This window comes from Oceanisphaera sp., assembly GCF_052084945.1.
In the GTDB taxonomy this organism is placed as follows: Bacteria; Pseudomonadota; Gammaproteobacteria; order Enterobacterales; family Aeromonadaceae; genus Oceanimonas.
In genome coordinates, this window is sequence record NZ_JBQDEX010000024.1 from 13,288 (window position 1) to 25,303 (window position 12,016).

Annotated in this window: 13 protein-coding genes; 8 read left to right on the forward strand and 5 right to left on the reverse strand. The window is 44.9% G+C overall.

Annotation, left to right across the window (positions count from 1 at the left end; translation table 11 throughout):
- The first annotated feature begins 141 nt into the window (after window positions 1–141).
- Window positions 142–357: a ribosome-associated protein YbcJ gene (gene ybcJ / locus ACTHY5_RS03815; RefSeq protein WP_441876607.1), complete on the forward strand. Its 216-nt coding sequence runs from the start codon at window positions 142–144 to the stop codon at window positions 355–357.
- Between the two features lie 18 nt (window positions 358–375).
- On the opposite strand, the gene ACTHY5_RS03820 is transcribed toward ybcJ, so the two are convergent.
- Window positions 376–1,086: an MOSC domain-containing protein gene (locus ACTHY5_RS03820; protein WP_441876610.1), complete on the reverse strand. Its 711-nt coding sequence runs from the start codon at window positions 1,084–1,086 to the stop codon at window positions 376–378.
- 237 nt (window positions 1,087–1,323) lie between these two features.
- On the opposite strand from ACTHY5_RS03820, the gene ACTHY5_RS03825 reads away from it, so the two are divergent.
- The 3 genes from ACTHY5_RS03825 to ACTHY5_RS03835 all read left to right on the forward strand — a co-directional run bounded on the left by ACTHY5_RS03825 (window position 1,324) and on the right by ACTHY5_RS03835 (window position 2,701).
- Entirely contained in the window at window positions 1,324–1,731 is a 408-nt protein-coding gene (locus ACTHY5_RS03825) for an META domain-containing protein (RefSeq protein ID WP_441876613.1), read from the forward strand.
- Between the two features lie 3 nt (window positions 1,732–1,734).
- Window positions 1,735–2,187, forward strand: a complete 453-nt coding sequence (trxC, locus tag ACTHY5_RS03830) for a thioredoxin TrxC (RefSeq protein WP_441876615.1) — start codon at window positions 1,735–1,737, stop codon at window positions 2,185–2,187.
- 67 nt (window positions 2,188–2,254) lie between these two features.
- Entirely contained in the window at window positions 2,255–2,701 is a 447-nt protein-coding gene (locus tag ACTHY5_RS03835; protein WP_441876618.1) for a CoA-binding protein, read from the forward strand.
- Window positions 2,702–2,738: 37 nt separating this feature from the next.
- Here the strand turns inward: ACTHY5_RS03835 and ACTHY5_RS03840 are convergent, their stop codons facing one another.
- The 3 genes from ACTHY5_RS03840 to ACTHY5_RS03850 all read right to left on the reverse strand — a co-directional run bounded on the left by ACTHY5_RS03840 (window position 2,739) and on the right by ACTHY5_RS03850 (window position 5,544).
- Window positions 2,739–3,218, reverse strand: coding sequence for a copper chaperone PCu(A)C (locus tag ACTHY5_RS03840; RefSeq protein WP_441876621.1), 480 nt, complete (start codon window positions 3,216–3,218; stop codon window positions 2,739–2,741).
- 90 nt (window positions 3,219–3,308) lie between these two features.
- A complete protein-coding gene (locus ACTHY5_RS03845; protein WP_441876624.1) occupies window positions 3,309–5,138 on the reverse strand; it encodes a sensor domain-containing phosphodiesterase in 1,830 nt (609 codons plus the stop codon).
- A 160-nt stretch (window positions 5,139–5,298) separates the two neighbouring features.
- On the reverse strand, window positions 5,299–5,544 hold the full coding sequence (locus tag ACTHY5_RS03850) for a DUF2960 domain-containing protein (protein ID WP_441876627.1): 246 nt from the start codon (window positions 5,542–5,544) through the stop codon (window positions 5,299–5,301).
- A gap of 189 nt (window positions 5,545–5,733) precedes the next feature.
- Between ACTHY5_RS03850 and ACTHY5_RS03855 the strand changes: the two genes are divergently transcribed.
- The 3 genes from ACTHY5_RS03855 to ACTHY5_RS03865 all read left to right on the forward strand — a co-directional run bounded on the left by ACTHY5_RS03855 (window position 5,734) and on the right by ACTHY5_RS03865 (window position 10,336).
- Entirely contained in the window at window positions 5,734–6,159 is a 426-nt protein-coding gene (locus ACTHY5_RS03855) for an OsmC family protein (RefSeq protein ID WP_441876630.1), read from the forward strand.
- 202 nt (window positions 6,160–6,361) lie between these two features.
- A complete protein-coding gene (locus ACTHY5_RS03860) occupies window positions 6,362–7,732 on the forward strand; it encodes a hypothetical protein (protein ID WP_441876633.1) in 1,371 nt (456 codons plus the stop codon).
- A 378-nt stretch (window positions 7,733–8,110) separates the two neighbouring features.
- Window positions 8,111–10,336, forward strand: a complete 2,226-nt coding sequence (locus ACTHY5_RS03865) for an NADP-dependent isocitrate dehydrogenase (protein WP_441876636.1) — start codon at window positions 8,111–8,113, stop codon at window positions 10,334–10,336.
- A 289-nt stretch (window positions 10,337–10,625) separates the two neighbouring features.
- On the opposite strand, the gene ACTHY5_RS03870 is transcribed toward ACTHY5_RS03865, so the two are convergent.
- Window positions 10,626–10,976, reverse strand: coding sequence for a DUF488 domain-containing protein (locus tag ACTHY5_RS03870; RefSeq protein ID WP_441876639.1), 351 nt, complete (start codon window positions 10,974–10,976; stop codon window positions 10,626–10,628).
- Between the two features lie 153 nt (window positions 10,977–11,129).
- On the opposite strand from ACTHY5_RS03870, the gene ACTHY5_RS03875 reads away from it, so the two are divergent.
- Window positions 11,130–11,888 (forward strand): MipA/OmpV family protein, encoded by a 759-nt coding sequence (locus tag ACTHY5_RS03875; protein ID WP_441876641.1) that lies wholly within the window; start codon window positions 11,130–11,132, stop codon window positions 11,886–11,888.
- Window positions 11,889–12,016: the final 128 nt, after the last annotated feature.

A 12,016-nucleotide genomic window follows, 5' to 3' on the forward strand; every position in this document is an offset into this window, starting at 1 on the left:
AAACGCAAATTGCGGTGGATTTTCCGGCAAATGGGTGGCTATGCTAAAGACGTCCACCCTATCTAAAATACAAAGAGTACACTGACGACCAAATCCACATGGGTTACAATAACCGCACTATTTTTATCTAGAGTCATGCTCATGCAAGAACAATTTAGTTTAGAAGATCACCCTTTTATTCCCCTACATAACCTATTGAAGATACTAGGTTGGTGCGAGTCTGGCGCCATGGCCAAAACGGTCATTGATGAGGGGTTAGTCACCGTTAATGGCAAGGTTGAGTTACGTAAGCGTTGCAAGATTATACTTGGGCAAGTGGTTGAATTTAATGGCCAACAAGTGGAAGTCATAGCTTAAAAAGCAGTGGGCAGTAACTTAAGGCTGACCGTTGCGAGAGAAACTGGGCCCTAACAGGCGCTTACTCCAATCAGTAATGTGACCTGCGCTTAAATAGTCGGTGGCCTTTTTTTGCCAGCTATCAGACAGTGCTGTGAGTGTGGCCAACTCTTGCAAGTCTTCGCGTGAGTATGCTTGATTATAAACAATGTCTCCTGCTCGTTTAACAGACATGTGTGGATGTGGGCGCTCTGCTAATGTTAGCTTTGCCTCTGGCCCCACCTCGCCAGTTTCTAATACTCGCAAAAGCCAGCCGGTGCGCCCCGTTGCTTGCACTAATACCGAAAAAGCGTCATAACCAAAACGGGTGTTTAGCTTATAGCAAGGCGAACGGGGTTGGCTGATTTGAATTAACGCATTATCTAAGCGATAAATATCACCAATACAGGCGTTTTGTTCAATAAGCCCAGTCCCTGATATATTTTCACCAAAGGCTCCAGCATTGACTAAAGGTACCGTGCTATTTAGCCCCATCCCCTGAAACCACGCTTGCCAATATGCATAATGATCTTTGGGGTAGTAATGCAAAGCACGCTCTACACCGCCATGAAAAGCAGTGGATACTTGCGTGTCGCCTACCAATCCTGTTACGTCACAATATTGGCGCGCTATAATAGGCTTTTTATCAATGGCACTACTCATAGTGTTGTTTAACATGGCGGCCTTACCTACTAAAATACTAACCTGCATATTGCCTCCCATTGATGGTTACTCAATCCTTGCTTCACTACACCCAAAGTGGTGCCATTAATGAGCTTAAATAATCACGAAGTAACGCTTTATTGTTGCTCTCTGACATAGTGGTGGACTTACTGAGCTTGAAAAAACACAGCCAAGTAGTCACTATTATTCATAGCAGCATATATACCTAAGCTATTATATAGAAAAGTGGGGAGTTACCCCATGATATTGACTTAAGGAGTCATGATGAAACTCGCACTTGTGGTTAGCAGTGCCCTACTTCTTAGCGCATGTAGTAGTGGCCTTAACGTAGTGGATTCTGATTTAAAGCATCATCATTGGAATTTAGTTGCCATTGATGGAGCACCAATAGATACCGATATTAAATCTGATTTAGAAATTGCCGAGCATTTTTCAATCAATGGTTTGGCTGGCTGTAACCGCTTTTTTGGTAGCGCCAGTTTAGAAAAAAACCACATTAAAGCCGAGCCACTAGCTAGTACCAAAATGGCCTGCTCACCTGCAGAGCAAGCGGTAGAAACTGCCGTGCTTCAGACGTTGGGATCTGGTGCTAAAGTGGATAACCAAGGCCAAACTCTCACTCTGATAGGCGACCAGCATACACTCACCTATGATCTTGCTGACTGGATGTAACAGATGAGCGAACACTTTTTAATTTGCCCTGCTTGCTCAGCTAAAAACCGAGTTCCACAGTCACGTTTGCAGCAGGCACCATTATGCGGAAAATGCAAAGCATATGTAATTACTGATGAGCCGCTCACCTTAACAGGTGCCCAACTAGATCGATTGTTGGCGAATGAAACACTGCCGCTAGTGGTTGATTTTTGGGCCCCTTGGTGCGGCCCTTGCTTGCAAATGGCTCCGGTATTTGGTGCAGCAGCGGCAGATGTCGCAGGCCTACTGCGCCTTGCTAAGTTAGATACTGAAGCGCATCAAGCTGCTGCTAGTCGATTTGGTATTCGCTCTATTCCCACTTTAATCGCATTTAATCAGGGAAAAGAAATATCTCGCCAGTCAGGCGCCCTCTCTGCGGGACAATTACGCCAGTGGCTCGAGAGCTTGAGCCCTTCGGGCCGCGGTACACTATAAGCCGTACGCCCTAACGTCAAAAATATAAAGCGTATTGCCTAATGCGCTTTATCACTAGGGATATATCATGGATCAACTCGAACTCAACCCGCTCGAAAAGCAGCGTTTGGCACGCATATTAAGTCAGACAAAAAGTATTGCTTTAGTGGGGGCATCTAATAAAACCGATCGTGCCAGTTACGATGTAATGCAGTATTTATTAGCTAATGGATTTAATGTATTGCCGGTCAATCCGCAGTTAGCTGGCACCGTCATTTTGGGTAAGATGTGCGTGGCCTCACTTGCCGAGCTAGAACAGCCTGCTGATTTGGTAGATGTTTTTCGGCGCAGTGAGTTTACTCCCGCTATAGCCGCAGAAGCCATAACAGAAAACGCGCCCTGCTTATGGCTACAAGAAGGCGTGCACAGTGCTGAGGCGGCCAAAGTGGCCGACGAAGCAGGGGTGGATTATATTGAGAATATCTGTATTAAAAAAGTGCACCAATTACTTATCCGTCACGCTCTTAACAATTAATGCATAAGAGAAGCCCTTATGCATTAACGTTACTTAATTAATGATGACCGTGCTGGGCCTCCTCATTGTGTGTTGCTTTGGGCTGTTCAACCGCCACTTCTACCGCGACATTACCTGCCTTTTTAAAGTATAGAGTAACTGGAAAGCGTTCTCCTTCTAAGGGGACTCTTTTTAGGTTCATTAGCATTAAATGATGGCCACCCGGCGCTAAGGTTACCTCACCATGCGCCGGAATAACCAACTCATCTAATTTACGCATCTTCATCATGTCACCGTCTTTGACATGAGTATGTATTTCGACTGTTTCAGATACTGAGCTCTCGGCACTTAATAGCACATCTTCGGTATCACTCTTGTTAGTCACAGTAAAGTACGTTACCCCCACGGTGGCAACGGGCGGGAGTGGACGAGCCCAAGGGTGGGCAATATCTAATGCTCCGCCATGGTAATCATGGGCCGACACTACAGCTGAACCCAACAACAGAGCCGAGGTGAATAATACTTTTAATGAGCTCATTTTCTCTTCCTTATGATAATACATAATAGGCTTAACAAAACTATCTTTACACTACACAAGCTAACCATGTGCTACAGAAATAAAACCAGTCTATGTGGTTTTTAGCGCCCTCAGTAAATCTTCAAACTTCATTGGTTTATGGTATTTAAACCCTTGCAGATAATTACAGCCTTGTTGCTGTAACCATTGCTCTTGGGCGGCATTTTCTACCCCTTCAGCGACCACAGTAATTCCCAGCCCCGCGGCCATCCCTAAGATTGACAAGGTAATAGCGCAATCATCCGCATTTTGCGGTAAGTGTTCAATAAAAGAGCGATCCACTTTTAGCTTGGTAAAGGGAAGGTTTTTTAATCTGAGCAGGGATGAGTAGCCGGTACCAAAGTCATCTATAGATAATTTGATGCCCAAGCACACCAGCTTGTCTAACGTCTGTTGTAATTGACTGGAATCATCTTTAATGGCGTCTTCTATCATTTCTAACTCTATTTGCGAGCCCAGCACCTGATATTTTTCCAGTAAATCCCATATTTTATCGGCTAGTAAAGGATCAATTAGCGCATCTGCCGATAAGTTAACGGCAACACTGGGCATAATGATGCCCCGCGCACGACTTAATTTAATATCTTTGCATACCTGCTCTAATACCCAAAAATCAATATCAGCAATTAGTCCTGCATCATAAGCAAGAGGCAGAAATTCACCGGGCGATAAAAAGCCCAAATGGTGATGCTGCCAGCGTACCAAGGCTTCACAACTCACAATATCTTGAGCGTTGCCAGACATTACAGGTTGATAGACCACACTTAAATCACCATGAGCAATAGCTTCTATTAATTGGTTTTTCATCAGAAAGCTGGCCTTTGCGGTTGCAGATTTTTTTTGATTAAAGTACTGCGCTTGTCGGCGACCATCGGCTTTTGCTTGGTACATGGCCGACTCACTGCAACGAATTAGTGTTGATAAGTCATCGGTATCACTAGGATAAAGTGCTATGCCAACACTGGTGCTAATCTGCAAATCTTGTGTGCCAAGATGAATGGGTTGATGGATGGTATGCATGATGGTGTCAATAACCTCATGCATCTGATCCTTTTGCTTAGGCAGATGATAAAGCATAGCAAACTCGTCTCCCCCTACCCGAGCTACCATGTCTTTACCTGACAGTACCATACCTCTTAAGCGTACTGCTATTTCACTGATAACCGCATCACCGACTTGCCCGCCCATGCCATTGTTAATAGCGTTTAAACGATCAATATCAAACCACAGTAACGCAAATTCACTCTGGGGTTTTTGATCCATTAACTGCTGAATACGATAGCGTAAGGAGCTTTGGTTATACAGCCCCGTAAAATCATCAAAAGAAGTGATGTAATCCAACTCTTTACGACTGTTTAACCAAGCTTCATGGGTATTAATTAAACTAATAGTGTCAGCAAAGACGGTGGCGCAGGCAACATCAGTTAAGCTCCAATAACGTTCAACATGGCTTTCTAAACACAATACGCCATATAAGCGATTACTGTCGTAGACGGGCACATCTAACATGGCTGACATAGCAGAGTTGTCGTTTAAATAGCTGTTGCGCAGTGAGCAAGTGCGTGGATCTTGATAGGCGTTGTGAGTGAAAAGAATGTCAGCCGCTTCTAGCGCTTTAAAATAGACTAAATGTTCGGCGCGCTCTAAGCGATAAGGCCGGTGATGGTGACCATGCTGCGACTCATAGCACAACTCTCGGTTCATGCTGTCGCCGCAATCGCTCATACTCCAAATAGCCACGCTGTCTATATTAAGCAATTGACTACAAAGTGTCGTAAGCTCTTTCAGTTTATTGGCTTTATTTAGCTCACTAAACCCAGAACTGTGTAGCCGCTGCATTAGCGCTTTATGGTAGTTAAAAAAGGTTTTAATTTGTTCCACAGATAATCCATTAACTGTTAGGGCTACGCCATAATGGCAAACACATTAGGCACTGTCTATTGCCGACAACCCTAGGGAGCAAAAATGGACGACGACGAACGTTTGCTCATACCGCGTTTAGTCAGGCAGATAACACTACGCGCTCATTTATTGGGAGGAGTTAAGACTCGCGCTCTATCACTATGTCGCTAAACCCCAGCTTTCGAAAGTATTCTTCACGAAAATCTTTCAGGGTCTTGCGATCTTGTCGACATACATTCGCTAACTGGGCTTCCATACGATGAAACTCTGTTAGATCAACCCCCTCTGCTTGGGCTATTGCATCATATACACTGTGATGTTTATCATTCGCGTAGCCCATTTTTTTTAGCTGTTTGCCATAGTGATAACGAATACGAAAAGCCATATTTTTTTCTTCCTATGTAAAATCACATTGTCACCGCAAACATCACCTTAACTCAAGCTTTGCTTACGCGCTAATTGCTGTTAAATAGCTAGCCCAACAGCGTTACGCTTAACAAATACAGCGATTAGCTTGCTTTCGCCTTCACTATATTAGAATATATTAATAAACCAATATAAGGAGAGCACAGCTATGGCTGATAAAATGTATAAAGTAAGCACTCAAATGGCAAATAATTGGCAAGTGAGCGCACAAATTGGCAACCATAAACTCATTATCGACCAAGAAGCCGCAGGTGATGCGGGCCCTAACCCATTGGATACTTTTTTGTTTTCACTGGCAGGTTGCGTATCGACAATTGCAAAAATGGTGGCTCGCGAACAAGGCTTTACGCTTAATGGCATTAATGTTGAGGTTGAAGGCACCCTTAATCCCGCAGGCTTAGCGGGACACCCTAGTGACGATCCTGTGGGCTTTAAACACATTAATATTAAAGCCGATATTAATGCCGACTTGAATGACGAACAAAAACTGGCCTTTCTGGAATTAGTTTGTAAGCGCTGCCCCGTACACGACAATTTATGCCGTGCTAGCTTATTAGATCATCAATTGTCATAAATCACCGTCACACTATTCGCCGTAAATGCCCCCTTTTCTTATGATTTACGGCGTATTCTCACAGTTTGCGCTGTAAAACTCTGCGCCCTAAAGACGATTGGCTAACCTCCCCGTCAACAAGATGTAATAAAGTAAAAGGCAGCGTCTATAAAAATACGTTAAGATGTTGTCATCATTGATGTTTATGGGGCGACACTTATTAATGATCAGCGTTGAACGTAAAGACGGCTTCTCTCTTAAAGTATCTCGTATTTTAAGAGAGGCAACCGAGCACCAGTTGGATATTTACTTATTTGTGCCTGGTGAGCTGGGCCTCAATACCAATGTGGTGCCAGAAGAAGACTTTTATCACAGCGCGATTCATGTGCAGCGAACGTATTTTAGTGACCGGCCTTATTTACCCTTAATTTTAAGTCGTTTGGCACGTCGTGGGGAGCTTTCATCGGATCAGTATCGCCTAAGCTTGAGCTTATACGCCTATCAATATGCCATTGGCTTAGAGCAGTCTTGCAACGAACTACGCAATGAAAAAGATGGCGCCACCCAAGACGCTGTCACTGAGCTTATTACACTAACGCAAGATATTTTGCGCCGCTTACGCCGCAATGTGCCAAGTGATCAGACACTGCGTAAATATTACGTCAATATTGATAATTACTTATCTTGGTTTACCGAGCAGCGGCTATTATCACTCGTTGCCCACCTGCCCCGTAGTAAAGAATACAAAACGACCAAAACATTGCTATTAGGTGTGTGTGAAGCGGAACATCTGCACAGGGTAAAACTGCAATATAATTCTAGTCACACCACAGAAGCTCTATCGCGTATTTCAAACAAAATGCGCCTACTACGCCGTCTTATTGAATATCCAGTAACCTTAAAAGAAAAAACGCAAGAGCTGGGGGGCGGCGAAGAAAAAGCACTAAAAGCCAGTGTAACCGCCGTGGTTATGACAGCTATGTCGCTGGCAGTATTTGAAGTGCGCGAGACCTTAGGCAGCATTTCATTACTGGTTATTTTAGTACTGGCGTTACTGTATGCCTTGCGTGAAATATTTAAAGACGATTTGCGTAACACCCTGTGGCGATGGTTGCGCAAAGGCCGCCCTAAGTGGCGCCGCCAATACTTTGATGTACATTCAAATCAACTTGTTGGCCGCCAACTTGAGTGGTTTGACTACCGTCGTCCAGCCAAACTAAAAGAAGATATTTTAGCCGCTCGCCATGCCAGCGTAACGCAAAAAGAAGAAGTAATAATGCACTACGGTAGCCACTCGCGCATGCTGCCCACACGTTTTTTAAGTGGTTATGAACAAACCCGAGAAACCCTACAGCTAGATTTAAGCTTGTTAGCCAAGTTAATGGAGAAGGGCTCACACCATGTTTATCAATTAAAAGAAGGCCAAGTTGCTCGCCACCCAGTAGAAAAGCGCTACCTAATCAACTTAGTAACTCGTGAAGTTCAAGGCCATAACCCACCCAATGTACAGCGCTGGAAAGTGGTAATGAGTCGTTCTAAAATAGTGGAAATAGAAGAGATACCCCAACAAAAGCCTGCCCAACAATCTGCTTAAGCTAACGCTACCTTAGCGTTCATAATCATTAGCTCCGCGTGCTTAGCACCGGAGCCTCATTATATTATTAAACAAAAAACGTCACCAACTGAAAAAAGTAACTGCAGCCAACATGCCTACCTGAGTCATTCTCGGGTACGCTTACTCGGTACTCCCGTCATAAATGCCCACCAAAGGGGGGAATCAGCTGGGTTTTATCCCGATTACTGGCTCGAAAGCACAGAATTGACCTAAGTCACTTAAACCTTGGGTGGCATCTGTCATACAATGGCCTCGAGTATTTACTGCAACAGCTTAAATCAGCGCCATAGTGTTGCTGTATCTGGAATCCAGTAGGCCGTTGCTAGCCCAACTATCAAGCAGGGAAAGAGCGAAATAATGACCAAAAAAAATTCGACTATTGTCTATACCATGACCGACGAAGCTCCCGCTTTAGCTACTTATTCTTTATTGCCCATTGTGCGCACCTTTGCCAGCAGTGCAGGTATTGATGTTACGCTCAGCGATATTTCTCTTGCCGCCCGTATTTTGGCCGCATTTCCTGAGCGCTTAACTGAAGGTCAGCGCGTAATCGATGGCTTGAGTGAGCTGGGTGAGCTGACTCAAGACCCTAGCGCCAACATCATAAAGCTACCTAACATTAGTGCATCTGTACCTCAGCTAAGAGCCTGTATAAGTGAGTTACAAGGCCAAGGGTTTGATATTCCAAACCTGCCAGAAGAAGCGAATACCGACGAAGAAAAAACTGCCGCCGAGCGTTATGCCCGCATTATTGGTAGTGCCGTGAACCCAGTATTGCGCCAAGGTAACTCAGACCGTCGCGCCCCCAGTGCGGTGAAAGCGTTTGTGCGTAAGTATCCTCATTCAATGGGTACTTGGAGTAAAGCCTCTCGCTCTCATGCGGATTACATGAATGGCGGCGACTTTTTTGCCAGTGAACAGTCCATAACCTCAGATAAAGCACAAACAGTACGCATTGAGTTTGTTGATAACGCGGGCAATATTGAGCTTAAAAAGTCACTGCCGCTACAAACAGGCGAAGTGCTAGACGGCATGTTTATGAGTGCTAAAGCACTGGATGAGTTCTTTGAACAAACCATGCAAGACTGTAAAGATTCAGGGGTTATGTGGTCTTTGCACGTAAAAGCCACCATGATGAAAGTATCTCACCCCATCGTCTTTGGCCATGCGGTAAAAGTATTTTATCGTGACGTGTTTGAAAAATTTGGTGACGTGTTTGAAGAGTTAGGGGTAAACCCTAATAATGGCATGAACAGCGTATTAGAAAAAATAAAAAGCCTGCCACTGTCTACTCAAGAAGAAATTGAAGAAGCCATTCACGACTGCTACGAGCACCGTCCAAAAATGGCGATGGTCGATTCAGTAAAAGGCATTACTAACCTACACGTACCTAGCGATGTGATTGTGGATGCCTCTATGCCGGCCATGATCCGCAGCTCAGGTAAAATGTGGGCACGTGATGGCAAGCTAAAAGACACCAAAGCTGTGATGCCAGAAAGTACCTATGCCCGTATTTACCAAGAAGTCATCAACTTCTGCAAGACCAACGGTGCTTTTGACCCTGTCACCATGGGCACTGTGCCTAACGTTGGCTTAATGGCCATGAAAGCTGAAGAATATGGCTCTCATGATAAGACCTTTGAAATGAGCCAAGATGGCACCATGCGTATTGTTAGCGAAGACGGCACAGTACTGATGGAGCATGCGGTAGAAGCTGGTGATATTTGGCGCGCTTGCCAAACTAAAGATGCCGCCGTGCGCGACTGGGTTAAGCTTGCCGTAACCCGCGCTCGTCAATCGGCCACTCCTGCCGTGTTCTGGTTAGACGCCGAGCGTGCTCACGATAATGAGTTGCGCAAGAAAGTGGAAACTTACTTACAAGAACATGATCTGAACGGTATAGATATTCAGATTATGTCTTACAACGAAGCCATCCGCTTTTCAATGGAGCGTATTGTTCGTGGCCAAGATACCATTTCAGTGACTGGTAACGTATTACGAGACTATCTAACGGACTTGTTCCCAATTTTAGAGTTAGGAACCTCGGCTAAAATGCTGTCTATTGTGCCCATGTTGGCCGGTGGCGGCATGTATGAAACCGGTGCTGGTGGCTCTGCGCCCAAACATGTGCAGCAACTGCTAGAAGAAAATCACCTGCGCTGGGATTCATTAGGTGAATTTTTAGCCTTGGCAGTCTCGCTAGAAGAGCTAGGTATTAAAGAGGGGAATAGCAAAGCTAAAGTGTTGGCAACTTGCTTAGATAAAGCCACAGAAAAGCTACTGGATAACGGCAAGTCTCCTTCGCGCAAAGCTGGCGAGTTAGACAACCGAGGTAGCCACTTCTACCTTAGCCTCTATTGGGCACAGCAGCTGGCAGCTCAAAGTGAAGATGCCGACTTGGCCGCACACTTCACCCCACTCGCCGAGACGTTAGCAAACCTTGAAGACAAAATTTTGTCTGAACTTGAAGCGGTACAAGGCAAGTCAGCAGGGTTGCAAGGATATTATCATATCGCTCCTGAAGCGCTTGATAAGGCAATGCGCCCCAGTGCTACACTGAATAAAGCGTTAGCAGACCACTAAACTTACCATCATTGAGTGTGCTATCTAAAAACCCAGTTTAGGCTGGGTTTTTTATTGGATGCTCAAACGTTAACGTAAGCCATAATATTCATACCAATCTACACCGAGCGTAGGATCGTATTTATTCGACCTCTTAGGCCTTGCTATAGTTTTTAGTCGATTGAAATCGACTCTACAGAAGCCATAAAACCTGATCAGTTAGTTTTTCGAATTGATATCACAACACAACCGAATAAGTCGAGCTAGGTCTTGGGGCTAAGTGCCAAGCGCTCTATGCGACCACTATATCTCATCCCAGCATCTTCAGATATTGCTTTAGCACCACGGCATTATTATGTTCTTCATCTTTGGCTGCATACACCAAGGTCACCTGGCGCTGGTTCGCTTTGGCTACTAACGCTCGTAACAATTCTTTATACGCGGTGAGCTCACTTAAATAGCGATTTCTAAACTCTCCCCATGTTATCTCTTCATTATGAAATGCCTGACGCAACGCATGACTGGGCGCTATATCTTTTAACCAGTCATCTAACGTCGCTTCTGCTTTACTGACACCTCGCGGCCATAACTTATCCACCAGCACTCGATAACCGTCTTGCGGCTGAGCTGGTTCATAGGCTCGCTTGAGTAAGATAGGCATATTCTTCCTCCCTGTTTACTGGTGCTCTTCTTCACAAGATGAGTACAATCAACTTTCTATACCCATAACGGGCGGTCACAAACATTAACCTCCTGTCCCTCATGGTAAACTAACGGACATATACAGTAAAAATCATAAAAGGATCATCGCTTTATGTCTCGTTTACCTCTGTGCTCTCTTGCCCTACTCACCCCATTACTAGCCGCTCCTGCACTGGCTCAATCTCCTTGGGGCGGTAGTATTGGTGCTGGCGTAATGATGACGCCTGACTATTTAGGCAGTAATGATTACACCAGTCGCGCAGTGCCTGATATTGAGCTTAATTACGGTGACTTTGCTTACTTAAGCTGGCGCGATGGGTTAGGAGTCAACCTTTATCAGCAGCAAAATTGGACCATATCTCCATTTTTAGGCTACCACGTAGGGCGAGACAATGAAGGGGATATTAGCGCCTTCGAAAAAGTAGATGCAGGCATGACCGCAGGGGTGCGGGTCAGTTACCAGCCTAGCGCCTGGCGTTATAGTATCAAGGCACAAGCTCCTGTCACTGGCGATGTGGACGGATATAAAGTGTCACTACGAGCCGATTTACAAGAGCAAATTGCGCCAAAATGGTATGTCGGCATTTCACCGTCATTGTCTTATAGCAGCAGTGCTTGGACCAAAGATATGTTTAACGTTTCTGCTCGTGACTCAGCGCGCAGTGGCTTAAAACAATATCAAGCAAGCGAAGGATATTTACGCCTAGGTTTAACAGGCAATGTCAGCTATCAATTTGCTCAACGCTGGACTCTGACCGGTGTAGCTGGGGTGACTCAATTAACCGGTGATGCTAAAGATAGCCCCATTGTTAAGCAGGTGGGTGATGCGACTCAGGTACTAACTGGCGTGGTATTGAACTATAACTTTTAGCGTTAAATATCATTAACACCATACATATAAAGGCAACTTAAGTTGCCTTTTTTATTGTCCCTCTTTTAATGTTGTCCCCCACATAATCATTAGTGATGAAATGACTATGCCAAACGCAAGCTTAACGA

Bases quoted from the DNA above. Each gene is read 5' to 3' on its own strand.
- ACTHY5_RS03835 (WP_441876618.1), top strand. From the start codon at position 2,255: ATGGATCAACTCGAACTCAACCCGCTCGAAAAGCAGCGTTTGGCACGC.
- ACTHY5_RS03860 (WP_441876633.1), top strand. From the start codon at position 6,362: ATGATCAGCGTTGAACGTAAAGACGGCTTCTCTCTTAAAGTATCTCGT.
- ACTHY5_RS03875 (WP_441876641.1), top strand. From the start codon at position 11,130: ATGTCTCGTTTACCTCTGTGCTCTCTTGCCCTACTCACCCCATTACTA.
- ACTHY5_RS03850 (WP_441876627.1), bottom strand. From the start codon at position 5,544: ATGGCTTTTCGTATTCGTTATCACTATGGCAAACAGCTAAAAAAAATG.
- ACTHY5_RS03840 (WP_441876621.1), bottom strand. From the start codon at position 3,218: ATGAGCTCATTAAAAGTATTATTCACCTCGGCTCTGTTGTTGGGTTCA.
- ACTHY5_RS03820 (WP_441876610.1), bottom strand. From the start codon at position 1,086: ATGCAGGTTAGTATTTTAGTAGGTAAGGCCGCCATGTTAAACAACACT.
- ACTHY5_RS03825 (WP_441876613.1), top strand. From the start codon at position 1,324: ATGAAACTCGCACTTGTGGTTAGCAGTGCCCTACTTCTTAGCGCATGT.
- ACTHY5_RS03865 (WP_441876636.1), top strand. From the start codon at position 8,111: ATGACCAAAAAAAATTCGACTATTGTCTATACCATGACCGACGAAGCT.
- trxC (WP_441876615.1), top strand. From the start codon at position 1,735: ATGAGCGAACACTTTTTAATTTGCCCTGCTTGCTCAGCTAAAAACCGA.
- ACTHY5_RS03855 (WP_441876630.1), top strand. From the start codon at position 5,734: ATGGCTGATAAAATGTATAAAGTAAGCACTCAAATGGCAAATAATTGG.
- ACTHY5_RS03870 (WP_441876639.1), bottom strand. From the start codon at position 10,976: ATGCCTATCTTACTCAAGCGAGCCTATGAACCAGCTCAGCCGCAAGAC.
- ybcJ (WP_441876607.1), top strand. From the start codon at position 142: ATGCAAGAACAATTTAGTTTAGAAGATCACCCTTTTATTCCCCTACAT.